Origin of the sequence: Tepidiforma flava (assembly GCF_027594505.1) — a bacterium.
Classification (GTDB): Bacteria; Chloroflexota; Dehalococcoidia; order Tepidiformales; family Tepidiformaceae; genus Tepidiforma; species Tepidiforma flava.
Genome location: NZ_CP115149.1, coordinates 276,355 through 299,585 on the forward strand (window position 1 = coordinate 276,355; position 23,231 = coordinate 299,585).

Here is a 23,231-nt window from a genome sequence, read left to right on the forward strand (position 1 = left end):
CATGACGCTGCCGCTGCCTGCCTGCCCTGACTGCACCGCCGCCTACGAACCAACCGACAACTACTGCCGCCAGTGCGGGATGTACCTCGCTGCGCTGCGGGAAGTCGCGGTGGCGCCTGCTGCGCCGCGGACGCCTCAGCGGTATGAGCGGGAGCGGGCCGCACTGCCGGCGCCGGTCAAGAAGGCGGTAACGGCGGTCGCGATTGGGACGGCGCTGCAGGTGGGGATGAGCCTGACCGGGAAGTACCTCGCGCGGCAGGCGGCGAAGGGCGCGGTGAGCGCCGTCCGGCCGAAGGCGAAGCGGCCGCGCCCGGGCGCGCGCCAGCAGGCGGCGAACGAGGCCGCGCCGGCGGCCATCGATGACCCGTACGCCGACGCTGCGGCGGTCAGCGAGACGGTCGTCATCCGGCGGGTGTGGATTCGGCGGCCGTAGCGGGAGTCAGGCGAGGAGCGCGCGGAGCTGCGCGGCGGCCTCACGGACGCGGCGCGGCGCGGTGCCGCCGGGGATGTCGCGCGCGGCGAGGGCGGACTCGACCGTGATGTCGAGGACGTCGGGCTCGAAGAGCTCGCTGGCCGCGCGGTACACGTCGAAGGGGAGTTCGTTGAGTTCGCAGCGGCGCGACTCCGCTTCGCGGACGAGCCCGCCGACGACGGCGTGGGCCTGCCGGAAGGGCATGCCCTTCTTCACGAGGTAATCGGCGATATCGGTGGCGAGGGCGTAGCCCGGCCGGCGGCCTCGCGCATGCGGGGCAGGTCGAAGTCGAGAGCCGGGAGCATCGCGGCGAAGATTTGGAGGGTCGGGATGAGCGTGCGGCCGGCCGCGAGGTAGTAGCTCTTGTCTTCCTGGAGGTCGCGGTCGTAGGCGAGCGGAAGCCCCTTCAGGGTGACGAGGATGCCGGTGAGCTCGGCGACGAGGCGGCCGGCGCGGCCGCGGGCGAGTTCGGCGACGTCGGCGTTCTTTTTCTGCGGCATGATGCTCGAGCCGGTCGCGAAGGCATCCGGCAGGCGGACGAACCCGTATTCCGTGCTGGCCCAGAGGATGATCTCCTCGGCGAGGCGCGAGATGTGCACCTGCGTCATGGCGGCGGCGAAGCAGAACTCGGCGACGAAGTCGCGGTCGGACGTGGCGTCGATGGAGTTGCGGGAGACGGCCTCGAAGCCGAGCTCGCGGGCGACCATTTCGCGGTCGAGCGGATAGGGCGAGCCGGCGAGCGCGCCGGAGCCGAGCGGCATGACGTTGGTGCGGCGGCGGCAGTCGCGGAAGCGGTCGCGGTCGCGGAAGAGCATCTCGCCGTAGGCGAGGAGGTGGTGGCCGAGGGTGATGGGCTGGGCGCGCTGGACGTGGGTGTAGCCGGGCATCGGGTCGGCGGCGTGCCGCTCGGCGAGGTCGCAGATGACGGCGATGAGGTCGCGGAGCGCGTCGGCGGCGTCATCGCAGAGGGCGCGGACGGCCATGCGGTTGACGAGGGCGACCTGGTCGTTGCGGGAGCGGGCGGTGTGCAGGCGGCCGGCCGGCTCGCCGATGCGCTCGCGGAGGAGGGCTTCGATGTGGGTGTGGATGTCTTCGAGCTCGGGCCGCCAGGTGACTTCGCCGCGGCGGAACTGCTCGCGGACGGCTTCGAGGCCGGCGATGATCGCATCGGCGTCGGCGGCGGGGATGATGCCCTGGCGGCCGAGCATGCGCGCGTGGGCGATCGAGCCGGCGATGTCGAACTCCCAGAGGTCGCGGTCCATGCCGGCGGTGTATTCGAGGGTGAGGTCGGCGACGGCGCCTTCGAAGCGGCCGCCCCGGTGCGGCCGTCAGCGGACACGTGCAGCCTCCGCGAGGAGCGACCAGTCGAGCAGCTCGCTGACGCGGTCGAAGGTGAAGTCCGGCACGACGCCGTCGGCATCGGGGCGGGAGCGCTTCCAGGCCGCCGGCATGCCGAGCCGCTGGGCGCCGGCGATGTCTTCGGCGAGGGAGTTGCCGACCATGGCCGCTTCGGCAGGTGCGAGGCCGAGGGCGTCGAGCGCGGCTTCGAAGAGGCGCGGATGGGGCTTGAGGTAGCCAACTTCGACCGAGACGGCAATGACGTCCCAGTCGATATCGAGGCCGGCTTCGCGGAGGTCGGCGCGGAAGCGCTCGCCGCCGAAGGCGCGGTTGGTGACGATGCCGAGACGGAACCCGCGGGCGCGGAGCGCTTCGAGGGTGGGGCGGGCATCGGGGTAGGCGGCCTTTCCGCCCTCGGCGCCGGAGACGTAAATCGCCTCGAGGAAGGCGGCGGCGAGGCCGCGGTCGAGGCGGACGCCGAGGGCAGCGGCGGCCTCGGCGGCGACGGCGGCGTAGTCGGGCTCGGCGAGGTCGCCGGCGCGGGCGGCGCGCATGGCGCCGTCCATCGCATCCCAGCAGGCGCGGGCGAGGGCGGCGGGGTCGACGCTTTCTACGCCGTTGGCGGCGAGGAAGGCGGCGGCACGCTCGGCGGCGCGCCGGCGGAATTCCGCCGGGGCGGCGCTTCGGCGGCGTGCCAGAGGGTATCGCCGACATCGAAGAGGACCGCGCGGACGGGCATAGCTCGGGGTGACCTCGCGGCGGCGGAAGCCGTGACCACGATGATCGCAGAGGATGGGGCAACGGGACACCGGGCAGTTCTTCAGCCGTTTACCGGCGTACGGGAGGGCGCGCTTAGAATGGGGGATGCGAATTCGGGCTGCGCGGACGTTCATCGTCGAACCGAACCTCCCGGGCCGCTGGAGCCCTGCGGAAGCTCTCGCGGAACCTGTACTGGACGTGGAACACGGATGCGGCGGCGCTCTTCGAGCGGATCGACCGGGATTTGTGGCGCGAGACGGACCACAATCCGGTGCGGCTGCTGCAGCTGGTGCGGCCGGAGCGGCTGCACGAGCTGGCGGAGGACGAGGGCTTCCTCGAACACCAGCGGCGGGTGGCCGCGGCGCTCGAGGCGTACCTCGGGCGGCCGCCGCTGCTGGAGGTGGAAGGGCTCGAGCCAGGGATGTGATCGCCTACTTCTCGCTCGAGTTCGCGCTGGCGGAGTGCCTGCCGAACTACTCGGGCGGGCTGGGCGTGCTCGCGGGCGACCACCTGAAGTCGGCGAGCGACCTCGGCCTGCCGCTGGTGGGCGTGGGGCTGTTCTACCACCAGGGTACTTCCGGCAGGAGATTTCGCCCGACGGCTGGCAGCAGGAAGTCTACCTCGACCTCGACCCGGCGGCGCTGCCGATGGCGCACGTGGTGGATGGGAACGGGCGGCCGGTAGAGGTCGCGGTGCCGTTCGACGGGCGGGATGTATGGGCGCAGGCGTGGCGGATCGACGTCGGCAAGACGCCGCTCTACGTGCTGACGACGAACATCGAGCGGAATCCGCCGGCGGACCGTGAGATTACGGCCCGGCTGTACGGCGGCGACAACGAGATGCGCATCCAGCAGGAGATGGTGCTGGGCATCGGCGGCGTGCGGCTGCTGCAGGCGCTGGGCATCGAGCCGGCGGTTTGCCACATGAACGAAGGGCACTCGGCGCTGCTGGGCATCGAGCGGGTCCGGGCGGCGATGGAGCGGTTCGGGGCATCGTTCGCGGAGGCGCGGCTGCCAGTGACCGGCGCGACGGTGTTCACGACGCACACGGCGGTGGCCGCGGGCATCGACCTGTTTCCGCCGGACCTGCTGCGGCGGTATCTCGGGCACTACTGGGCGCGGCTGGGGCTGGATGACCGGGCGTTCCTCGACCTCGGCCGGACACGGCCGGGGACGACGGCGAGCCGTTCTCCATGGCGGTGCTCGGACTGAACCTGAGCGGCTACCGGAACGGCGTGTCGCAGCTGCACCGCGGGGTCTCGCGGCGGCTCTGGGAATCGGCGTGGCCGAATCTGCCCCACGACCTCATCCCGATCGACGCGATCACGAACGGCGTGCACCTGCCGACGTGGGTCTCGCACGAGATGGGCGAGCTGTTCGACCGGTACGTCGGGCCGGCGTGGCGGGACGACCCTGCGAGCGCGAACTGGGCCGCCGTCTACGACATCCCCGATGAGGAGCTGTGGCGGGTGCACGAGCGGCAGCGGCAGCAGCTGGTGCTGCGGGCGCGGCAGCAATACACGGAGGACATGCTGCGGCGGGGGCTGCCGGCGAACGAGCCGGGCGGCCCGCCGGTGCTGGACCCCGAGGTGCTGACGATCGGCTTTGCGCGGCGGTTCGCCGGGTACAAGCGGGCGACGCTGCTCTTCCGCGACCTCGAGCGGCTGGCGCGCATCCTGGACGACTTCGAGCGGCCGGTGCAGGTGCTGTTCGCGGGGAAGGCGCACCCGCGGGATGACGGGGCGAAGGCGCTCATCCGCGAGGTGGTGCAGGTGAGCCGGTCGCCGGAGTTCCGGGGGCGGCTGGTGCTGCTCGAGCGGTACGACGTGGAGCTGGGGCGGCTGCTGGTGGCGGGCTCGGACGCGTGGCTGAACACACCGCTGCGGCCGCTGGAGGCGAGCGGCACGAGCGGCATGAAGGCGTGCGCCAACGGGGTGCTGCACCTGAGCGTGCTCGACGGCTGGTGGTGGGAGGCGTACCGGCCGGGGACGGGCTGGGCGATCGGCCGGAACCGGGTCGACGACGACCCGGAGGCGCAGGACGCGTTCGACGCCGAATCGCTCTACGGGCTGCTGGAGGGTGAGGTGGCGCCGCTCTTCTACGAGCGGGACAGCCAGGGCATCCCGCGGGAGTGGGTGCGGCGGATGAAGGAGACGATCGTCACGTACGCGGCGCAGTTCAGCACGAGCCGGATGGTTTCGGACTACGCCCGGCGGGCGTACGGGCCGGCGGCGACGGCGTGGCACGAGCTCCGGGCCGAGAACCTCGGGCGGGCGCGCGAGCTCGCGGCGTGGCTGGAGCGCGTGCGCGCCGGCTGGGACGCGGTGAAGGTGTACGCCGTGGAGGATGACGGCAGCGAGCTCCGCCCGGCGGATGCGCCGGTGACGGTGCGCGTCCAGCTCTACCCGGGGCCGCTGCAGCCGGAGGACCTGCGCGTCGATATCGTGTACGGGCAGACGGATGCGCGGCGGGAGCTGCACATCGAGGCCGAGGCGCCGCTGGCGTTCGCCGGGCAGCAGGAGGACCGGCTCTGCCGGTACGAGGGGAGCTTCCGGCCGGGCTCCGGCGGGCGCGTCGGCTTCGCCGTGCGGGTGATGCCGCAGCACCCCCACCTGCCCGGCGTCATCTGCACGGGGCTCGCCCACTGGGCCTAGCGGAGGGACACGATGACCTACTGGGCGCTGCTGCTGCACTTCTATCAGCCGCCGACGCAGACGCACGACGTGCTGGCGAAGGTGGCCGACGAGTCGTACCGGCCGCTCATCCGGGTGCTCCGGGCGCACGAGAACGCGCGGGTGGCGGTCAACCTGCAGGGCGTGCTGACGGACCTGCTGCAGGAGCACGGACTGGGCGACGTGGTTGCCGGCCTGCGCGAGCTGGCGGAGCTGGGGCGAGTGGAATTCGTGGGAAGCGGGAAGTACCACCCGATTTTGCCGCTCATCCCGGAGGCGGAGCGGAAGCGGCAGATTGCGGAGAACGCGCGGACGAACCGGGCGGCGTTCGGGCGGGCGTGGAACCCGCGCGGGTTCTTCCCGCCGGAGATGTGCTACAGCCGCGACATCCTGGCTTCGGTGCACGCCAGCGGCCACGAATGGCTGATCGTGAGCGGCGTGGCGTGCCCGGTAGCGTGGCCGGTCGACGTCATCTGCCGGGTGCCGGTCAACGGGGCGCAAGCCCGCGTGCTGTTCCGGGATGACCTCCGGAGCAACCGGATTTCGTTCCGGGAGACGAACCCGGAGGCGTTCCTCGACGACCTGGCGAAGGTGGGGCAGGGCCGCGACGCCTACGTGGTCACGGCGATGGACGCAGAGACCTACGGCCACCACATCCGGGACTGGGAGCGGGAGTTCCTCGGGGCGACGCTGGACCTGCTGGCGGCCGAGGCGCAGGGGAAGGCGCCGCGGGTGCGGATGGTGCTGCCGAGCGAGCTGCTGGAGCTGTTCCCGGATGGGCCGGTGGTCGAGCCGCACGCGTCGAGCTGGAGCACGAGCCTCGACGACCTCGCGGCGCACAACCCGTTCCCGCTCTGGAAATCGCCGGGGAACCGGATTCACGAGCTGCAATGGGAGTACGTGGACCACTGCCTCGACCTGGTGGCGGTGGCGCGGCGGTACGCGACGACACCGGAAGCGAAGGAGTTCGCGGCGGCGGCCTACGAGCGGCTGGGCCCGGCCCTCCACAGCTGCCAGTTCTGGTGGGCGAGCCGCCGGCCGATGTGGAGCATCCCGATGATCTACCGGGGGTTCCTGCTGCTGAACCAGGTGGCGACGTACGCAGCGCATGCGATTGCCGTCGGCGACGCTTCGGAGCCGGTGAAGCGGGAGGCGCGGTGGCGGCTGGCGGCAGCGAATGAGGCGCGCGTGGAGCTGGAGCGTGAGCTGATCAGGAGCCGGGCGCCGTGAAAATCCTGTTCGCCTCTGCGGAGGTCGACCCGTTTGCGAAGGTCGGGGGCCTCGCCGATGTGGCGGCCTCGCTGCCCCAGCGGCTGAAGGAGATCGGCCACGATGTGCGGGTCGTGACGCCGTGCCACGCCTCGGCGGCGGAGGCGCATGCGGCCGCGCGGGCGCACCGGCTGCTGCGGGTCGCGAGCCCGGGGAAACCGCGGGACGTCGACATCGCAACGGTCGACGGGGTCGGCGGGGTGCCGGTGGAGCTGGTCGGCGACCGGCACTACTTCTTCCGGGCGAACGTGTACGGGGAGCCGGATGACCTGCTGCGGTACCAGTTCTTCTGCCGGGCGATTATCGAGATGCTGCGGACCGACGAGTGGGTGCCGGACATCCTGCACCTGAACGACTGGCACACGGCGCCGCTGGCGTTCGGGCTGCGGAACCAGGCGTGGTCGAACCCGCGGCTGCGGGGCGTCGCCAGCGTGTTCACGATCCACAACCTGCGCTACCGGGGGCCGGACGAGCTGAACGACTTCCTCGCGCAGGCGATCTATTACAGCGACATCGTGACGACGGTGAGTCCGACGTATGCGCGGGAGATTCTGACGCGGGAGTACGGGGAGGGGCTGGAGGCGCTCCTCGGGCTGCGGGGCGATGCGCTGATGGGCATCCTGAACGGGCTGAACTACGACCTGTTCAACCCGCGGACGGACCCCCACGTGCGGCACCACTACGACCTCGCGACGGTGGAGCAGCGCTGGCCGAACCGGGACGCGCTGCGGGAGGAGCTGCGCCTGCCGAAGACGGACGGGCCGATCGCGGCGATGGTGACCCGGCTGACGGAGCAAAGGGGGTCGACCTGGCGATCCAGATCGTGCCGGAAATGGTGCTGGCGGGGGCCAGTTCATCGTGCTGGGAGACGGCGACCAGTGGCTGAAGGACGAGCTGAAGCGGCTGGAGCGGGAATACCCGGACCACGTCCGGCTGGCGCCGAGGTACGACCCGGGGCTGGCGCAGCGGATCTACGCGGGGTGCGACCTGTTCCTGATGCCGTCGCGGTACGAGCCGTGCGGACTCGGCCAGCTGATCGCGATGCGGTACGGGGCCGTGCCGATCGGGCGGCGGACGGGGGACTCTCGGACACGATCCTCGGACCTCGATGAGCACCCCGAGACGGGCACGGGGTTCCTGTTCGACGAGTTCAGCCAGTTTTCGCTCGCCTCGGCCTACGAGCGGGCGGTGCGGGCGTTCCGGGAGCCGGAGACGTGGCTGCGGCTCCAGCGGAACGGGATGAGCCGGGATTATTCGTGGCGGGCCTCGGCGACCTACTACGTGGAGGCCTACACGAACGCGCTGCGGGCGCGGGGCATCGTGCCGCTGGAGTAGCGCGCGGAGCGGGCCGTGCTATGCTCGCGGCCGGGATGGCTGAGAAGCGGATTCTCGTGGTCGGCGCCGGGACGATGGGCACCGCGCTGGCGCGGATGCTGGCAGAGGGCCGCGCGCCGGGCGTCGCCCCGGCGGGGGTGGTGGACATCGACGGGGCGCGGGCGCTGGAGCTGGCGAACGCCGCGGGGACGCGGGCGTTCGGCGACATCTCGACGGCGGTGCGGGAGACGCTGCCCGACGCCGCCTACGTGGCGACGCCGGACGCGCAGCACCGGGCGCCGGTGGAGGAGCTGGCGGGGCTCGGCATCCCCGTGCTGGTCGAGAAGCCGCTGGCGCCGACCGCGGAGGATGCCGAGGCGATGGCGGAGGCGGTCCGCCGGGCGGGCGTCCACGCGGAGGTGAACTGGCTCCAGCGGTGGAACCCGCCGTTCGCGGAGGCCGCGCGCGCCATCAGCGCGGGCGAGCTGGGGGAAGTCCGGCTGTTCAACGGGCGGCTGAACCACCTGGTTTCGTCGCCGCGGGAGCGGCTGCACTGGAGCGGAGGGACGACACCGGCGTGGTACCTGATGTCGCACCTGTTCGACCTCGCGCTCTGGCTGGGGCGGAAGCGGGCGGTGAGCGTCTACGCGCTGGGCGGCCGCGGCGAACTCGCGGGGCGCGGCATCGAGACGTATGACTGGGTGCACGCCATCGTGCGGTATGCCGACGGGGCGGACGGGGTATTCGAAGCGTGCTGGATTCTGCCGGACAGCTGGCCGGCGGCAAGCGACCTCGCGCTGCGGGTGGTGGGGACGCGCGGCGCGGCCGACATCGACGGCGGGCAGCAGGGGCTGGCGCTGGCGTCGGAGCGGTACCGGTACCCGGCGGTATTGCAGTGGGCACCGCAGCGGCTGGCGGCCTTCCTGCGGGCCGCGGAAGGACGGACCAGCACGGGGGCGAGTTTCGAGGATGGCGTCGCCGTGACGAAGCTGCTGGTGGCCCTGCACCGGAGCCTCGAGTCCGGCGCCGTCGAGCGGGTCGAATGACGGCCGGGCAGGACGGCGTACGGATTCACGTCGTCGGCCTCGGGCCGGGCGACCCGGGGCTGCTGACGCAGGCGACGGCAGCGCTGCTCGCCTCGGGCCTGCCGGTCATCCTGCGGACGCGGCACCACCCGACGGTGGCGGGGCTGGCGTTCGGGGGCCGGTGAGCGACTGCGACGACCTGTACGGGGCGGCGGAGCGGTTCGACGAGGTGTACCGGGCAGCGGCGGAGCGCGTGCTCACGGCCGCAGGGCCGGGGCCGGTCGTCTACGCGGTGCCCGGCCACCCGCTCGTGGCAGAGCGGAGCGTCGCCGAGCTGCTGCGGCTGGCGGCGGAGCGCGGCCTCGCCGTGCGGGTCTACCCGGGCGTCAGTTTTGCGGACGTCGCGCTTGCGCGGCTCGGCATCGACGGGGGCAACGTGCAGGTGTGCGACGCGGAGGACTTGCGCATCGACACGTGGCGGCCGGCGATCATCGGGCAGGTCTACCGGCGCGAGGTGGCCTCGGAGCTGAAGCTGCGGCTGCTGGAGTGGTACCCGGCGGACCACCCGGTGCGGGTGCTGCGGCGGCTCGGGACGGCCGACGAGCGGGTCGAAGCGATGGAGCTGCGGGCACTCGACCACGGGCCGTTCGGGTACCTCGATGCGGTGTACGTGCCGCCGCTGGCGCCGCTGGAGGACGTGCGCCGATTCGACGGGCTGGAGTACGTCGTTCGGCGGCTGAATGGCCCCGAGGGCTGCCCGTGGGACCGGGAGCAGACGCACGCGACGCTGCGGCCGCACCTGCTCGAAGAAGCGTACGAGGCGCTCGAAGCGATCGACCGGGGCGACCCGGCCGCGCTGGAGGAGGAGCTGGGCGACCTGCTGCTGCAGGTGCTGATGCACGCGGCGGTTGCGGAGCGGGAGGGGACGTTCCAGCTCGGCGACGTGGTGGAGCGCATCGCCCGGAAGCTGATCCGGCGGCACCCGCACGTCTTCGGCGGAGCGGTGGCGGAGACGGCGGAGGAGGTGTACCGGAACTGGGAGGCGCTGAAGCAGCAGGAAAAGCCGCGGACCTCGATTCTCGATGGGGTGCCGCGGACGCTGCCGGCCCTCGCGGCGTCGCAGGCGATCCAGGGCGGGCGCGGCGGGTCGGCTTCGACTGGCCGGACGTCGAGGGGCCGCTCGAGAAGCTGGCGGAGGAGGTCGGCGAGCTGGCACGGGCCGGGGCAGGGCCGGAGCGGGAGGGCGAGTTCGGCGACGTGCTGTTCACGCTGGTGAACATCGCCGACCGGCTGGGTGTCGATGCGGAACAGGCGCTCAGGGGGCGAACGAGAAGTTCCGGCGGCGCTTCGGCGAGGTGGAGCGGCTGGCGAAGGAGCGGGCGCTGGACCTGCGCGAGCTGGACCTCGAGGCGCTGGACCGGCTCTGGGATGAGGCGAAGGCCGCCGAAGGGTGATTGAGAAGGCCCGCAGAGGCGCGTAGGCTGGTGTGTTGCAATCAGCAACCCTCGCGGAGGACGCACGTGACACAGGCGAAGGAATCGGTCATCACGCTGGAGCGCTTCAAGCAGGGGAAGACGTTCCAGAAGTACCTCGATTCGGGCATTCGGAACCGCGAGCTGTTCGTGGAGAACTACGAGGGCACGAAGCTGACCGCGGAGCAGGAGGCGGCGCTGAAGGAGCTGGCGGCGCGGCCGAACGGGCCGCACCACATCGTCGTCATCGGCGAGGACTGGTGCCCGGACGTCTACCGCGGCACGGGCGTGGCCCAGCGGATGGCCGAGGCGATGGGCGCCGAGCTCCGGTTCTTCGAGCGCGACCAGAACAAGGACATGATGGCGGAGTACCTGAAGGACGGGGAGTTCGAGTCCATCCCGGTGTTCATCTTTTATGACAAAGACCACCGGGAGATTGCGCACTTCATCGAACGGCCGCAGCTGGCGAACGAGCAGCTCCACCTCGCGCAGCAGGCGCTGGGCGACATTTCGCCGGCGGGCATTGCGAAGCAGCTCGGCCACGAACCCTCGGAGGAAGAGATGAAGGCGGCGCGGGCGGCGGCGCGGGAGCGGTACCTCGCGTGGCAGAAGGGCGAGACGTGGGCCAACTGGCGGGTTGCGACGGTCGACGAGTGCATCGCGCTGCTGCGTTCGAAGCTGGCCGGCTGATGCTGCCGCGAACCGGGGGCCTCGCCGTCACTTGATCGGCGGGGCTCCCCGGCGTGGAATGCACCGGTGACCGGGACGGGGCGGGAGATGCGGACGGGCGGCGGACGTGGCCTGCTGGCCATCGTGCTGCTCGCGCTGCTGCTCGTGGGCTACGTGGCGGCGATGCGCGCGACGCTCGGGGTTTCCGAGGTGCACAGCGACCGCGATGCGGCAGAGCGGGACACGGTGTATCTCGTGCTGCACGGGGGCTGCTGGCGATCGGGGCGGTTGCGGGGTTTGCGGCCGGCAAGTGGATCAACGGGCTCGGGGTCGCGTTCGCGGTCCTGTTCGTGGTGGTGCTGGCGGTGGCGATGGTCGCGATCCAGGTGGCGTCCTTCGAGCTTGCGTGCGCAGGCGGACAGAACGGGCTGATTCGCCACTGGCACTGCTGAGGAGGCGAATCCGGGAGTTCGCCGGTGCGGACGCGGGGTTTGCGGCCGATGAAGCGAGGTGAAACCTCTTGCTCCGCAGGGTCGCGGGCGGTAGGGTTTCGCGCAGGCGCCGGGGCTACCGACCGGTAGAACGCCAGTGCCCAGAAGGGGAGGCGATGAGCCAGGCGGCCTACTCCATCGACCCGTTCGCTGAGGATGCGTCGCTCATCCCGGCGGCGACACCGATCTGGCGCGAGGCGATGTTCCCGCTGGAGTGGCTGGCGCTGCGGGCATCGCCGGTGTACTGGGGCTTCGGCGTGCCGCACGGCGATGGGGAGCCGGTGGTGGTGGTGCCGGGGTTCCTCGCGAGCGACGTTTCGCTGGTGGAGCTGTACTGGTGGCTGGCGCGGATCGGCTACCGGCCGTACTTCTCGAACATCGGGCGGAACGTGGACTGCCCGGACCACATCACGGGCCGGCTGCTGGAGACGGTGCGCCGCGCGCGGAAGGAAACAGGGCAGCGGGTGCGGCTCGTGGGGCACAGCCTCGGCGGGATGCTGAGCCGGAACCTCGCGCTGGAGCACCCGGACGAGGTGGCGATGGTCATCACGCTCGGGTCGCCGTTCCGGGACGCGGTGCGGGCGCACCCGGTGCTCATCTCGGCGGCGGCGACGCTGCGGGAGCATGGCGGGACGGGCCTCGCGAAGAACGTGCGGCCGGCTTGCTTCAGCGGGCACTGCATGTGCACGTTCGTGAAGAACATGCTGGCGCCCGAGGACTGGGAAGTGCCGCGGTACGCGGTCTACTCCGCCGCGACGGCGTGGTGGAGTGGGAGAGCTGCATCGAGGAGGACCCGGCGCTGAACGACGAGGTGCACTCGAGCCATCTCGGGATGGTGGTGCACGCCGGCACGTACCGGGTCATCGCGCGGCGGCTTCGGATGGCCTGAATCCGGCAGGCTGGCGGATTGGACAGGAACGGCCCGGGCGATGCCCGGGCCGTTGCGCTGGGGCTGCGGGACGGAGCGTCAGGCGGTGGCCGCCTTCTCCTTCTTCTGCTTCGCAGCGGGGGCCTGGAAGGCCTCGAGGCTCTTCTTCATGACCTCAGCGAAGGGGTTGGCGCCGGCCCACTGGCGGGCGACTTCGACGGCGGCAGCGGCGGTTTCGCGGTTCGCCTCGGCGAGCTTCTGGATGAGTTCGCGGGCGTCGGCGCCGGAGGCGAGGGCCTCCTGATAGGCAGCCTGGGTGAAGGCGAGGGCGCGGCCCTGGGCGGCCGTCGTGGCTTCGAGGAGGGCGGCGTAGAACTGGCCGAGGTCGCCGGGTTCAGCAGCGAGCTTCTTGCCGAGCTGGAGGGCATCCCGCTGGCCGGCGACGACGTCGGCGGCGAACTGGCGGGTGACCTTGATGCCGCGCTCGTTGGCTTTTTCGATGGCGTCGACGAGGAGGTCGTAGCCCTCGATGAGGGCGTCGTAGTACTTCTGGACGGTTTCGGCGGTGGCGGTCATGGCGTGGTCCTTTCGTGGGCTGCAGCCCGTTGCTATCTGCAAGGTACAGATAGCTGCGGCGCTTGTCAACGCTCTGCCGGTATGTGCATACTGCACGTAGCGATGGGAAAGAAGAAATCCGCGACACCGAACGAGAGAACGAACGGGGCGGCCCCGGCCGCCGGCGCCAGCGGCCGGAACGGCCGCGATGGGGAGCAGGAGGCGGCGCCGCAGCCGCGGCTCCACGGGGAGATGCTTTCGACGACGCTGCTGGCGTTTCTGCGGGGCTGGAACGCGTACGGCTACGAGCTGACGCAGCGGCTGGCGCAGGCCGGGCTGCCGCAATCGGACAGCGGGACGGTCTACCGGACGCTGCGGCAGCTGGAGCGCTCGGGCCTGGTGTCCTCCTTCTGGGACACGTCGGAGAGCGGGCCGGCGCGCCGGATGTACAGCCTGACGGCCGCGGGGGAGGCGTTCCTCAGCGGCTGGATCGATATCCTCGAGCGGTACCAGCAGGTGCTGCGGCAGGCGGCGGAGGGCTTCCGGGCGTTTGCCGGCGAGCCGCGCGAAGACAGGAACGGCGACGACAGCCAGGCGCGGGGCTGAACGCATTTCGACACCCCGGGAGGGCAGCAAATGGCCGAGAAGCAGCAGACGATGGACCCGCTGGCGATGTGGCGGGAGTGGGTGGCGCAATCGGAGCGCCAGTGGAACGCGTTCCTGAACCAGGCGATGGCAACCGACGAGTTCAGCAAGGCGATGGGGCGGTTCATGGACTTCTACCTGAATCTGCAGAAGGGCATGAACGAGACGATGGGCCGCTACCTGCAGCTGGTGAACATGCCGAGCCGGCAGGAGGTGCTGGCGCTGGGCGAGCGGCTGAGCGCCATCGAGGAGCGGCTGGGGCGGATCGAGGGGATGCTGGCGAAGCAGGCGCCGGCAGCCGGTCCGGCCGCCCAGGACAATGGCGCTGTGCCGGTGAAGCGCCCGCCGCGGACGAAGAAGCCCCCGACGGCGGAGAAGTAGCGCCGGCAGGAACGCGCTGCCCGTGACGCAGATTTAATTGACGTTTCGCAAAGTTGTCATGGTTCGCCGCATGCGCGGGAGTACACTTCCGCGCACGCTGCTGCATGCCCGTGAGGAGGGTGTTCGATGACAGCTCCGGCAGGCGACGCTTCGCTCGAAGCCCGGGTGCGCATGGAGATCGAGCGGGCGATCCAGCGGAGCATCAAGGGGCTCGAATACATCTCGACCGGCGACCCGGCGGTAGGGTTGACGCCGAAGGACGTCATCCACAGCCGGGGGACGCTGAAGCTGTACCACTACCGGCCGCAAGCGGACGAGGTGTACCGGGTGCCGGTGATGCTCGTGATGTCGCTCGTGAGCAAGCCGTACATCCCGGACCTCGCGCCGGGGCAGAGCCTCGTCGAATTCCTCGTGAAGCGGGGGTTCGACGTCTACATGATCGACTGGGGGTGCCGCGGCCGGAGGATGCGCGGCTGCGGCTCGAAGACTACGTGCTCGACTTCATCCCGGACTGTGTGGAGCGGGTGCTCGAGGACTCGGGCGAGCGCGAGATTTCGCTCGTCGGCTACTGCATGGGCGGGCAGCTTTCGACGATGTACGCCGCGCTCCATACCGACGGGCCGCTGAAGAACCTCGCCTGTTTCACGACGCCGGTCGACTCGGACGGGATGGTGCTGTTCAAGCGGTGGCTGGACCCGCGGTACTTCGACGTGGACCGGGTGGTGGACACGCTGGGGAACGTGCCGCCGGAGCTGATCTACGCGTCGTTCGACATGCTGAAGCCGGCGCAGCGGGTGGCGAAGAACATCCAGCTCTGGGACAACCTGTGGAACGACGACTTCGTGCGGTCGTACCGGCTGTTCGAGCGGTGGGCGGCGGACCAGATCCCGTTCCCGGGTGAGTGCTTCCGGCAGTTCACGAAGCAGTTCATGTGGGAGAACCGGATGGTGAGGAACGAGCTGGAGGTCGGCGGGCGGCGGGTGGACCTCGGCGCGATCACCGTGCCGTTCCTGCACGTGGTGGCGGAGCACGACCACATCGTGCCGTACGATTCGGCGCGGGCGCTGGTGCCGCTCATCGGGAGCGAGGACAAGCGGGAAGTGATGCTGAAGGGCGGGCACGTGAGCCTTGTGGCCGGGGGCAACGCCATCTATCGTCTGTGGCCACAGCTCGAATCCTGGCTCGCGGAGCGTTCGGTATGACGGTCGAAACGGTTCGAACCTACCCGGTCCACCACGATATCGGGGGCAGCGGGTGACGCTCCGGCCGATGGGGGCCGCCGACCGCGAGGCGGTGCTCGCCTTCGCGCGGAAGCTGCCCGAGCACGACCTGCTCTTCCTGCGCCGCGACATCACCCAGCCGGAGGCGGTCGACGACTGGGTCGACGAGATCGAACGCGGCGAGATTTTGACGATCCTTGCGGAAGCGGGCGGCGAGGTAGCAGGGTATGCGACGATTCACCGGAATTCGCTGCGGTGGACGGCGCACGTGGCCGAACTGCGGGTGACGGTGGCGGAGAGCTGGCGGGGAAGGGCCTCGGCCGGCTGCTGACGCAGGAGGCGTTCGCGAACGCGCTCGGCCTCGGCATCGAGAAGATGATCGCCCAGATGACGCTCGACCAGAAAGGGGCGATTGCGACGTTCGAGGGGCTCGGTTTCCGGCCTGAAGCGCTCCTGCGGGACCAGGTGAAGGACCGGGACGGGAACAAGCACGACCTCCTCGTGCTGAGCCACGACGTCGCGCGGTTCGAAGCGGTGCGTTCGGCGTACGGGGTCGCGGAGGCGCTGGGCGGGGGATGACGGGCCCGGGCGGCTTACACCGGCGGCCCCGGGCAGCCGGGTAGGCTGAGGAACATGGACGCCGACAGCCAGCCCGGAGAACGGCTCGCGCCCTGGGAAAGCGAGCTGCTCGCGATAGCGCAGGGCTCCGGGGCCGCTGCCCCTCACCGGAACGGGGCCGCGCCGGCAGCCGGGCCGGGGATTTCGCCTGCTGCGATGCGATCACGAAAGCGCACAGCCGGACGTTCTACGCGGCGACCCGGCTGCTGCCTGCGGCGAAGCGGCGGGCGGTGCGCGCCCTCTACGCGTTCTGCCGGGTGGCGGACGACATCGTCGATGAGCCGGGCGAGGACCGGGAGGCGCGGCTTCGCGCCTGGGGCGCGGCGGGCACCGGCGAGGCCCGCGCTGACGGCGAGCCGGTGCTCCGGGCGTGGGCGGCCACGCGCGAGGCCTACGGCATTCCGCCGCACCTGCCCGCGCAGCTGGTGGAGGCGCTGGCGGACGACTTGCGGCACCAGGGCTTCGACGACTTCCCGGCGCTGGCGCGGTACTGCTACGGGGTCGCTTCGACGGTCGGACTGATGTCGATGCGGATCATCGGGAGCCGGGGCGACCCGGCGCTGTACGCGATCCGGCTCGGCGTGGCGATGCAGCTGACGAACGTGCTGCGCGACGTGGCGGAGGACTGGCGGAACGGGCGGGTCTATCTGCCGCGGGATGAGATGGCGCGGTTCGGGGTCAGCGAGGGGCACCTCGCGGAGGGGCTGGTCGACGAGCGGTGGCGGGCCTTCATGCAGTTCCAGGTGGCGCGGGCGCGGGCGCTGTACGCCGGCGCGCGGCCGGGGTTGGCCTGCTCAACCGGGACGGCCGGCTGGCCGTGACGGCAGCGCTGGAACTGTACTCGCGCATCCTCGACGACATCGAACGGCGCGGCTACGACGTCTTCAGCGGGCGGGCGACGGTTCCGGGCTGGCGCCGCGCGGCGCCGCTGCCGCTGGCGGCGTGGCGGGCGTTCCGGCGCCGGCGGCAGCGGGGGAGGGCGCGTGAGCCGGACGGTCGTCATCGGGAGCGGATTCGGCGGGCTGGCGGCGGCCGTGCGGATGGCGGCCCGCGGCCACCGGGTGACGCTGGTGGAGAAGCAGCCGCGCGCCGGGGCCGTGCGGCGCCGGTGGAGGCCGGGGGTTCCGGTTCGACGGCGGGCCGACCGTCATCACGGCCCCGTTCCTGTTCGAAGAGCTGTTCGCGCTCGCGGGGAGAAGATTCGAGGACTATGCCCGGCTCATCCCGGTGGACCCGTTCTACCGCATCTTCGACGCGAAGGGACGCTGGTTCGAGTACAACGGCGACTTCGACGCAGTGGCGGCCCAGATTGCGCGCTGGAATCTGCGCGACATCGACGGGTATCGCCGGTTCCTCGAGGCGAGCCGCGCGATTTTCCAGAAGGGATTCGTCGAGCTGGCGGACGCGCCGTTCCTCCACGTCACGGACATGCTGCGCGTGGCGCCGGACCTCATCCGGCTGAAGTCGTACCGGTCGGTCTACGGGTTCGTCTCGCAGTACATCGAGGACCCGTTCCTGCGGCGGTGCTTCACGTTCCACCCGCTGCTGATCGGGGAAACCCGTTCGTGGCGTCGTCGATTTACGCGATGATCCACCACCTCGAGCGGGAGTGGGGGTGTGGTACGCGGAGGGCGGAACCGGTGCGCTGGTCGATGCGCTGGTGCGGCTGTTCGAAGAGCTCGGCGGCGAGGTGCGGCTCGGGACCGAGGTGACGCGCATCCGGGTGCGGGGCCGGCGGGCGACGGGGTCGAACTCGCGAGCGGCGAGGTGCTCGAAGCGGACCGGGTGATTTGCAACGGGGACGTGCCGCAGGCGTACCTCTCGCTCATCGACCCGGAGCACCGGAGCTGGCGGAATTCGGACCTGCGCTACCGGAAGCTGACGGCCTACAGCATGTCGCTCTTCGTGGTGTACTTCGGGACGGACCGGCAGTACCGGGACACGCCGCTCGTGCACCACAACATCATCCTGAGCGAGCGGTACAGGGGCTCATCCGGGACATCTTCCGGGCGAAGGGGCTGCCCCGGGACTTCTCGCTCTACGTCCACGTGCCGACACTGACGGACCCGAGCGGCGCGCCGCCGGGGCACGAGGCGTTCTACGCACTCGCCGGTGCCGCACCTCGGTTCGCCGACGGACTGGGAGCGGATGGCGCCGCGCTACCGGGAGCTCATCCTCGAGTTCCTCGAACGGGAGTACCTGCCGGGGCTCCGCAGCCACATCGTCGTCGAGCGGACGATCGACCCGCGGCACTTCCGGGACAACCTGAACACCTACCTCGGGACCGGTTTCAGCGTGCAGCCCACGCTGTGGCAGTCGGCGTGGTTTCGGCCGCACAACCGCTCGGAAGACATCGACAACCTGTACTTCGTCGGGGCAGGCACGCACCCGGGGGCGGGGGTTCCGGGGTGCTTTCGTCGGCAAAGGTGGTCGAGCGGATCATCGCCGAGGAAGAAGGCGGGTGACCGCAGGCTGGCGGTTCGGCTACCTCTGCGAAAACCGGATGCTGGGGGCGACGACGCTGCGGACGCTCCGGCTGGCGAACCTGACTGCCGAGCGGGCGCGGGAGAAGGCGGAGGCGAACATCGACGACCTCGAGCGGATGGTCCGGTTCAACGCCGAACACGGCATCGGCCTGCTGCGCATGGGCCAGCAGCTCATCCCGTTCGCCTCGCACCCGGCGTTCCCGTACGACTGGGCGGCGGTTCACGGGGAGCGGCTGGCGGAGATCGGCGCGCTGGCGCGGGCGGCCGGCGTCCGGCTGTCGATGCACCCGGGGCAGTTCGTGCAGCCAGGCAGCAGCCGGCCGGAGGTGGTCGAACGGTCGCTGGCGGAGCTGCGGTATTCGGCGCGGGTGCTCGAGCTGGCGGGCGCGGGGGACGGCGTCATCGTGCTGCACGGCGGGCCGGCGGGGTCGCTCGAACGGCTCACGGCAGCGCTGGCGGGCGAGGACGCGGTGCTCCGGCACCTCGCGCTGGAGAACGACGAGCGGACGTGGAGCGTCCGCGACCTGCTGCCGGCGGCGCGCCGGCTCGGGGTGCCTGTGGCGGTCGATACGCTGCACCACGGCTGGAACCCGGGCGGGATGACGCTGCGCGAGGCGCTGAGCGAGGCGGCGGCGACCTGGCGGACGCGGCAGAAGGTGCACCTTTCCAGCCAGGCGCCGGGAGCGCGGCCCGGGGCGCATGCGGAGCTGGTCGAGCCGGACGACTTCGCGCGGTTGCGCGAGGCCGGAGCCGGGCTCACGCTGGACGTGATGGTGGAGGCGAAAGCGAAGGAGCTGGCGGTCTTCGCACTCCTCGGGCGCGCGCCGGATGAGCGGGGCGAAGCCGCCGCGGACGGACGGGCTGGCCGCGAGGGACGGCCTCCGGGCGCTCTGGACGCTGCGGCACGGAACGCCGGGGCTGTATGAAGCGCTCGAGATCGCGCGGGCGGGGCTCGGGAACGTGTTCGAACTCGGCTTCGGGCGGTTCCGGCCGATCGTCGTGGCGTCGCCGCAGGGTCTGCGCGAGGCGCTCGTCGAGCGCCGGGAGGAGTTCGGCTGGCGGCCGGAGGGCGACCCCGCGGTGCGGCTGTTCCGGCGGAGCATCCTCGTGACCGACGGGGATGAGCACGACCGGGCGCGGCAGGCGATGGCGCCAGCGTTCGAACCGGCCCGGCTTCGCGCCGCAGCGCCCGCCGTGCTGGCGGTCACCGATGACGAGCTGGACGGCTGGCCGGCGGAAGGCCGGGTCGAGGCGGTCGAGGCGATGCGACGGGTCGCGTGGCGGAGCTTCGAGCTTGTGTTCTTCGGGTACGACCTGCGGGGCGAGGAGCTGGAGCGGACGCTGCCGGGGCTGCTGGCGGCGCTGCGGTACATCGGGCCGGGGGTGTGGGTGCTGCGGGGGCGGGCCGGGGGCGTCCCGCGGCGGGTGCGGCCGCTCGAAGCGCACGTGCGGGGCGTCATCGCCGAGCGGAAAGGGCAGCCGGCCGAGCCGCCGACGATGCTGGACCTGCTGCTGGAGGCGTTCGACGACGAGCGGGTGCGCGACCACGCGCTGACGATGCTGATCGCGGGGCACGACACGAGCACGGCGCAGCTCTCGTGGGCGCTGCACCTGCTGGCGCGCAGCCCCGAGTGGCTGGCGCGGGCGACCCGCGAGGCCCGGCGGGCCCCGGATGGCGAGCGGCTGGCCGGGGTCCGCGCGGACGACCTGCCCGTCATCGACGCCGTGCTGAAGGAGACGCTGCGGCTGTGGCCGCCGATCCACGTGGGCGGGCGGTGGTCGCTGCGGGAGACGGAGCTGGACGGCTATGCGATCCCGGCGGGGCAGCGGGTGATGCTTTCGTACTTCCTCGCGCAGCGCGACCCCGCGGCGTGGGCCGCGCCGGGGCGGTTCGACCCCGGCCGGTGGCTGGACGGCGGCGGCGCGCCTGGGCCGTACACCTACCTGCCGTTCGGCGGCGGGCCGCGCAACTGCATCGGCGCGGCGTTCGCGAACCTGGAGGCGCGGCTCGTGCTGACGCGGGTGCTGCAGCGGTTCGACCTCGCGGTGACGCGGCGGCCGCTGCGGGGCGCGATGGGCGCGACGCTGGAGCCGCGCGGCGGCCTGCTGAGGGTGCGGCGCCGATGACCTACGGGGCGTTCCTCGGGCTGTACCTGCTGCCGCCTATCGTGACGCTGCTCGCGGCGGTCTTCCGCTGGCGGCCGGCGCCGCCGCTGCGGGAGCTGGCTGCGGGGATCGGCGTGCTTGCCGTCATCGCCGTGGTCTACACGACGCCGTGGGACAACTACCTCGTCGCTTCCGGGACGTGGACCTACCCCGAGGAGCGGACGTGGGGCATCCGGCTCGGGTGGGTGCCGCTGGAGGAGTACACGTTCTTCGTGCTGCAGACGGTGATGACGGGGCTGTGGGTCGGGCTGCTGCTGCGGACCCGCGAGGCGAACGCGAGCGCGGCAAACGGGCGCGCGGTGCGGACCGCGGGCGCCATCGCCCTGCTCGGCGGCGCGGCTGCCGGGGCCGCGATGCTGGCCGGGCCCGAATCGCTGCGGTATCTCGGGCTGATCCTCGCGTGGGCGCTACCGCCGCTCGCGCTGCAGGCGGGGTTCGGCGCCGACATCCTGCTACGGCGGTGGCGAACGGTGCTGCCCGGCTTCGCGGTGCCGACCGCGTACCTCGCGGCGGCCGACACGATCGCCATCGGCGCGGGGACGTGGCATATCACGGAACGAACATCGACCGGGGTGTTCCTGCCCGGGGGCTGCCGATCGAGGAGTTCGTGTTCTTCCTCGTGACGAACCTGCTCCTGGCGTTCGGGCTGACGCTGTTCCTCGTGCCGGAAGGGCGGGAGCGGGCGCGGACGATGCTCGGCGCCCTGGGGCTCGCGCGCACGGAGCGGCAGGGCGCATGAGCGGCGGCTGGGCGCTGGCCGGGTACGCGCTGGGGATGCTCCCGTTCGCGGCGTGGGCCGCGCGGCTCCGCGGGACGGACATCCGCCGGGTGGGGACGGCAACCCGGGGGCGGCGAACGCGTGGAAGGGCGCCGGGAAGGCGGCCGGCGCGGCCGCGGCCGTCGCGGACTGGGCAAAGGCGGCGCTGCCGGTCGCGCTGGCGCTGCGGCGGCAGGCGCGGGGCGCGGAACTGGTGGCGGCGGCGGCTGCGCCGGTGCTCGGGCACCGGACCAGCCCGCTGCTGGGCGGGCGGGGCGGAAAGGGGCTCGCGCCGACGTTCGGCGCCTGGACGGCGCTGGGCGGGCCGTGGGCGGCGGTGGCGTTCGGCGGCGCGCTCGGCGTTGGCTACGGCCTGCTGCGGCTGCGCGAAGGCTGGGCTGTCGTGGCCGGGGCGCCGGCGCTGCTGGCCGCGCTCTGGAACCGGCCGCAGCGGCGCGGCGAGATCGCGGCGGCGTGGGTGCTGACGACGGCGTCGCTGGCGTGGGCGTACCGGCGGCAGTTCGGCTGGCCGCCGTTCCGGGCGCGATGAGGTCCGGCGCTGCCGCGCGGCTCGCGCTGCGCGCCGCGGCGCGGGCGTTTCGCGATGACCGGGGGTGCTCGTGTACCTCGGCGCGGTGCTGGCGAATACCGCATGGAATCTCTCGGGGGTCATCGACCTTCGGCCGGGAGACCGGCCGGCGCGGTGGCGTCCGCGGATCGCGGTGCTGGTGCCGGCGCGGGACGAGGCCGAGAACATTGGGCCGTGCGTCCGGTCGCTGCTGGCGCAGGACTGGCCGGACCTGCGGGTCATCGTGCTCGACGACGGGTCGACCGACGGGACGGGCGACGTCCTCCTGAGGCTGCAGCGGGAAGATGGGCGGCTCCGGGTGGTGACGGGCGCGCCGGTGCCGCCGGGCTGGCTGGGGAAGCCGTGGGCGTGCGCGCAGCTGGCGGCGGCTGCCGGTGACGCCGACCTGCTGCTCTTCGTCGACGCGGACACGCGGCACGCGCCGGGGATGGCGGCAGCGGTGGCGGCGGCGATAGAGCGGGATGGGCTGGGGATGCTCTCGGCGGTGCCGGGGCAGGAGCTGGGCGGCGCGGCGGAGCGCTGGCTGGTGCCGCTCATCCCGTGGGCGCTGATGATGCACCTTTCGCCGGCCGGGGCGCAGGCGTTCGGGTTCGCGCCGGCCGCGGGCGCGGTGGGGCAGGTGCTGGCGTTCCGGGCCGAGGCGTACCGGCGGCTGGGCGGACACGCGGCCGTGCGGGCCGAGGTCGCGGAAGACATAGCCTTCGCGCGGCTGGCGACGCGGGCCGGGGTCCGCTGGCGGGTCGCGGCGGGCTGGCGGGTGAGCCGCTGCCGGATGTACCGGGGCGGGGCGGAGGCGCTCGCCGGGCTCGAAAAGAACCTCTACCCGGCGCTGGGCGGCCGGGCGCTGTCCTTCGTGTTCGCGTGGGCGTGGGTCGTGCGGGCGTTCGCGTGGCCGGCTGCCGCTGCAGCCGCGGCCCTCTGCCGGGGGCGGCCGGGGCGCGCTGCTGCGCCGGCCGCGCAGCTGGCGCTCGGGGCTCTCACGTGGCACCTCGTCGCGCGGCGGTTCGGGCTGCCCCGCCGGCTGGCGTTCGAAGGCCCGCTGACAGCGCTGGCGGGCGCGTGGGCAGCGGCGCGGTCGCTGCGGGCGTGGCGGGCCGGGACGGCGGCGTGGAAGGGCCGGCGGCTGGTCAGCTGACGCGCTCGGCGAGGACGACGGTCCGGAACGGGTAGTTGCCCTCGTCCGGTGGCCCGCTGCAGGTCATCAGCACGATGCTTTCGCGGCCTTCGAGCCCGGCCAGCAGCGCGCCCATATCGATGGCCGCGAGGGGGTAATCGACCACGGAGGCGACGCGGTAGGTGTGGGTCGAGCCGTCGGTGAGGGCGACGGCGACGGATGCGCCGGGCTGGAGGGCTGCGAGGCGGAAGAAGATGCCGGGCCGGCCGCCGTATTCGTAGTGGGCGGCGAAGAACGTGGAGCCGCCGGTGCCGGGCAGGGAGGTGTAGGCGGGGTTCCAGCCGATGGAGAC

The 23,231-nt window shown here is 72.1% G+C and carries 29 protein-coding genes and 5 pseudogenes; 29 read left to right on the forward strand and 5 right to left on the reverse strand.

Annotated elements, in window-relative coordinates; genetic code table 11:
- Nucleotide 1: 1 nt before the first annotated feature.
- On the forward strand, nt 2-433 hold the full coding sequence (locus O0235_RS01845; RefSeq protein WP_270056868.1) for a hypothetical protein: 432 nt from the start codon (nt 2-4) through the stop codon (nt 431-433).
- Nucleotides 434-439: 6 nt separating this feature from the next.
- On the opposite strand, the pseudogene argH reads toward O0235_RS01845, so the two are convergent.
- From argH to O0235_RS01865, 3 genes and pseudogenes are all read right to left on the reverse strand, one after another.
- A pseudogene (gene argH / locus O0235_RS01855) lies at nt 440-1,794 on the reverse strand (argininosuccinate lyase); the annotation flags it as partial.
- Between the two features lie 6 nt (nt 1,795-1,800).
- Nucleotides 1,801-2,376, reverse strand: coding sequence for an HAD family hydrolase (locus O0235_RS01860; RefSeq protein ID WP_270056870.1), 576 nt, complete (start codon nt 2,374-2,376; stop codon nt 1,801-1,803).
- A 44-nt stretch (nt 2,377-2,420) separates the two neighbouring features.
- Nucleotides 2,421-2,549, reverse strand: a complete 129-nt coding sequence (locus tag O0235_RS01865; RefSeq protein WP_270056871.1) for a hypothetical protein — start codon at nt 2,547-2,549, stop codon at nt 2,421-2,423.
- Between the two features lie 207 nt (nt 2,550-2,756).
- On the opposite strand from O0235_RS01865, the gene O0235_RS01870 reads away from it, so the two are divergent.
- From O0235_RS01870 to O0235_RS01930, 13 genes and pseudogenes are all read left to right on the forward strand, one after another.
- Complete coding sequence (locus O0235_RS01870; protein ID WP_373324409.1) at nt 2,757-2,996, forward strand: DUF3417 domain-containing protein; 240 nt, start codon at nt 2,757-2,759, stop codon at nt 2,994-2,996.
- Nucleotides 2,993-3,253, forward strand: a complete 261-nt coding sequence (locus O0235_RS01875) for a hypothetical protein (protein WP_270058102.1) — start codon at nt 2,993-2,995, stop codon at nt 3,251-3,253. Before O0235_RS01870 ends, O0235_RS01875 begins: the two co-directional genes overlap by 4 nt.
- Complete coding sequence (gene glgP / locus O0235_RS01880) at nt 3,157-3,780, forward strand: alpha-glucan family phosphorylase (RefSeq protein ID WP_270058017.1); 624 nt, start codon at nt 3,157-3,159, stop codon at nt 3,778-3,780. The genes O0235_RS01875 and glgP (O0235_RS01880) overlap by 97 nt, the downstream gene beginning before the upstream one ends.
- Nucleotides 3,762-5,222: an alpha-glucan family phosphorylase gene (gene glgP, locus O0235_RS01885; RefSeq protein WP_270056872.1), complete on the forward strand. Its 1,461-nt coding sequence runs from the start codon at nt 3,762-3,764 to the stop codon at nt 5,220-5,222. The genes glgP (O0235_RS01880) and glgP (O0235_RS01885) overlap by 19 nt, the downstream gene beginning before the upstream one ends.
- Nucleotides 5,223-5,234: 12 nt before the next feature.
- Nucleotides 5,235-6,470 carry a hypothetical protein gene (locus O0235_RS01890; protein ID WP_270056873.1) on the forward strand — a complete coding sequence of 412 codons (1,236 nt, stop codon included), beginning with the start codon at nt 5,235-5,237 and terminating at the stop codon, nt 6,468-6,470.
- A pseudogene (locus O0235_RS15420) lies at nt 6,467-7,087 on the forward strand (glycogen synthase); the annotation flags it as partial. The gene O0235_RS01890 and the pseudogene O0235_RS15420, both read left to right, overlap by 4 nt.
- 280 nt (nt 7,088-7,367) lie before the next feature.
- Nucleotides 7,368-7,844, forward strand: coding sequence for a glycosyltransferase (locus O0235_RS15425; protein WP_373324356.1), 477 nt, complete (start codon nt 7,368-7,370; stop codon nt 7,842-7,844).
- 35 nt (nt 7,845-7,879) lie between these two features.
- Nucleotides 7,880-8,869, forward strand: a complete 990-nt coding sequence (locus tag O0235_RS01905; RefSeq protein WP_270056876.1) for a Gfo/Idh/MocA family protein — start codon at nt 7,880-7,882, stop codon at nt 8,867-8,869.
- Nucleotides 8,866-9,033: a hypothetical protein gene (locus O0235_RS01910; protein ID WP_270056877.1), complete on the forward strand. Its 168-nt coding sequence runs from the start codon at nt 8,866-8,868 to the stop codon at nt 9,031-9,033. Before O0235_RS01905 ends, O0235_RS01910 begins: the two co-directional genes overlap by 4 nt.
- Nucleotides 9,030-10,124, forward strand: a complete 1,095-nt coding sequence (locus tag O0235_RS01915) for a MazG family protein (RefSeq protein ID WP_270056878.1) — start codon at nt 9,030-9,032, stop codon at nt 10,122-10,124. Before O0235_RS01910 ends, O0235_RS01915 begins: the two co-directional genes overlap by 4 nt.
- 244 nt (nt 10,125-10,368) lie before the next feature.
- Nucleotides 10,369-11,010: a thioredoxin family protein gene (locus tag O0235_RS01920; protein WP_270056879.1), complete on the forward strand. Its 642-nt coding sequence runs from the start codon at nt 10,369-10,371 to the stop codon at nt 11,008-11,010.
- A 586-nt stretch (nt 11,011-11,596) separates the two neighbouring features.
- The gene (locus O0235_RS01925) at nt 11,597-12,283 is read left to right on the forward strand and encodes an esterase/lipase family protein (RefSeq protein ID WP_270056880.1); all 687 of its coding nucleotides are present in this window, start codon (nt 11,597-11,599) and stop codon (nt 12,281-12,283) included.
- The gene (locus tag O0235_RS01930; RefSeq protein ID WP_270056881.1) at nt 12,241-12,369 is read left to right on the forward strand and encodes a hypothetical protein; all 129 of its coding nucleotides are present in this window, start codon (nt 12,241-12,243) and stop codon (nt 12,367-12,369) included. The genes O0235_RS01925 and O0235_RS01930 overlap by 43 nt, the downstream gene beginning before the upstream one ends.
- A 78-nt stretch (nt 12,370-12,447) precedes the next feature.
- Here the strand turns inward: O0235_RS01930 and O0235_RS01935 are convergent, their stop codons facing one another.
- Nucleotides 12,448-12,924: a hypothetical protein gene (locus O0235_RS01935; RefSeq protein ID WP_270056882.1), complete on the reverse strand. Its 477-nt coding sequence runs from the start codon at nt 12,922-12,924 to the stop codon at nt 12,448-12,450.
- Nucleotides 12,925-13,026: 102 nt separating this feature from the next.
- Here O0235_RS01935 and O0235_RS01940 point away from each other — a divergent pair, with 102 nt between their 5' ends.
- The 15 genes and pseudogenes from O0235_RS01940 to O0235_RS02010 all read left to right on the forward strand — a co-directional run bounded on the left by O0235_RS01940 (nt 13,027) and on the right by O0235_RS02010 (nt 22,900).
- Nucleotides 13,027-13,509 (forward strand): helix-turn-helix transcriptional regulator, encoded by a 483-nt coding sequence (locus O0235_RS01940; RefSeq protein ID WP_270056883.1) that lies wholly within the window; start codon nt 13,027-13,029, stop codon nt 13,507-13,509.
- Between the two features lie 30 nt (nt 13,510-13,539).
- The gene (locus tag O0235_RS01945) at nt 13,540-13,929 is read left to right on the forward strand and encodes a poly(R)-hydroxyalkanoic acid synthase subunit PhaE (protein WP_270056884.1); all 390 of its coding nucleotides are present in this window, start codon (nt 13,540-13,542) and stop codon (nt 13,927-13,929) included.
- A 126-nt stretch (nt 13,930-14,055) separates the two neighbouring features.
- A pseudogene (locus O0235_RS15430) lies at nt 14,056-15,131 on the forward strand (alpha/beta fold hydrolase).
- A 52-nt stretch (nt 15,132-15,183) separates the two neighbouring features.
- Nucleotides 15,184-15,480 (forward strand): GNAT family N-acetyltransferase, encoded by a 297-nt coding sequence (locus O0235_RS01960; RefSeq protein ID WP_270056886.1) that lies wholly within the window; start codon nt 15,184-15,186, stop codon nt 15,478-15,480.
- Nucleotides 15,405-15,728 carry a GNAT family N-acetyltransferase gene (locus O0235_RS01965; RefSeq protein WP_270056887.1) on the forward strand — a complete coding sequence of 108 codons (324 nt, stop codon included), beginning with the start codon at nt 15,405-15,407 and terminating at the stop codon, nt 15,726-15,728. The genes O0235_RS01960 and O0235_RS01965 overlap by 76 nt, the downstream gene beginning before the upstream one ends.
- 245 nt (nt 15,729-15,973) lie before the next feature.
- Nucleotides 15,974-16,623, forward strand: a pseudogene (locus O0235_RS01970) (phytoene/squalene synthase family protein); the annotation flags it as partial.
- Nucleotides 16,624-16,807: 184 nt separating this feature from the next.
- A pseudogene (locus O0235_RS15435) lies at nt 16,808-17,107 on the forward strand (hypothetical protein); the annotation flags it as partial.
- The gene (locus tag O0235_RS01975; RefSeq protein ID WP_270056888.1) at nt 16,995-17,357 is read left to right on the forward strand and encodes a phytoene desaturase family protein; all 363 of its coding nucleotides are present in this window, start codon (nt 16,995-16,997) and stop codon (nt 17,355-17,357) included. The pseudogene O0235_RS15435 and the gene O0235_RS01975, both read left to right, overlap by 113 nt.
- Before the next feature lie 25 nt (nt 17,358-17,382).
- The gene (locus tag O0235_RS01980; RefSeq protein ID WP_270056889.1) at nt 17,383-17,556 is read left to right on the forward strand and encodes an FAD-dependent oxidoreductase; all 174 of its coding nucleotides are present in this window, start codon (nt 17,383-17,385) and stop codon (nt 17,554-17,556) included.
- A complete protein-coding gene (locus O0235_RS01985; protein WP_270056890.1) occupies nt 17,535-17,828 on the forward strand; it encodes a hypothetical protein in 294 nt (97 codons plus the stop codon). The genes O0235_RS01980 and O0235_RS01985 overlap by 22 nt, the downstream gene beginning before the upstream one ends.
- 400 nt (nt 17,829-18,228) lie before the next feature.
- The gene (gene uvsE, locus O0235_RS01990; protein WP_270056891.1) at nt 18,229-19,179 is read left to right on the forward strand and encodes a UV DNA damage repair endonuclease UvsE; all 951 of its coding nucleotides are present in this window, start codon (nt 18,229-18,231) and stop codon (nt 19,177-19,179) included.
- The gene (locus O0235_RS01995; RefSeq protein WP_270056892.1) at nt 19,082-20,380 is read left to right on the forward strand and encodes a cytochrome P450; all 1,299 of its coding nucleotides are present in this window, start codon (nt 19,082-19,084) and stop codon (nt 20,378-20,380) included. The genes uvsE and O0235_RS01995 overlap by 98 nt, the downstream gene beginning before the upstream one ends.
- A complete protein-coding gene (locus O0235_RS02000) occupies nt 20,377-21,042 on the forward strand; it encodes a lycopene cyclase domain-containing protein (protein WP_270056893.1) in 666 nt (221 codons plus the stop codon). Before O0235_RS01995 ends, O0235_RS02000 begins: the two co-directional genes overlap by 4 nt.
- Before the next feature lie 168 nt (nt 21,043-21,210).
- Nucleotides 21,211-21,726: a glycerol-3-phosphate acyltransferase gene (locus O0235_RS02005; RefSeq protein WP_270056894.1), complete on the forward strand. Its 516-nt coding sequence runs from the start codon at nt 21,211-21,213 to the stop codon at nt 21,724-21,726.
- Nucleotides 21,727-21,790: 64 nt separating this feature from the next.
- Nucleotides 21,791-22,900: a glycosyltransferase family 2 protein gene (locus O0235_RS02010; RefSeq protein ID WP_270056895.1), complete on the forward strand. Its 1,110-nt coding sequence runs from the start codon at nt 21,791-21,793 to the stop codon at nt 22,898-22,900.
- Here O0235_RS02010 and O0235_RS02015 read toward each other — a convergent pair.
- Nucleotides 22,893-23,225, reverse strand: coding sequence for a class F sortase (locus O0235_RS02015; protein WP_270058020.1), 333 nt, complete (start codon nt 23,223-23,225; stop codon nt 22,893-22,895). The genes O0235_RS02010 and O0235_RS02015 overlap by 8 nt on opposite strands.
- Nucleotides 23,226-23,231 lie beyond the last annotated feature (6 nt).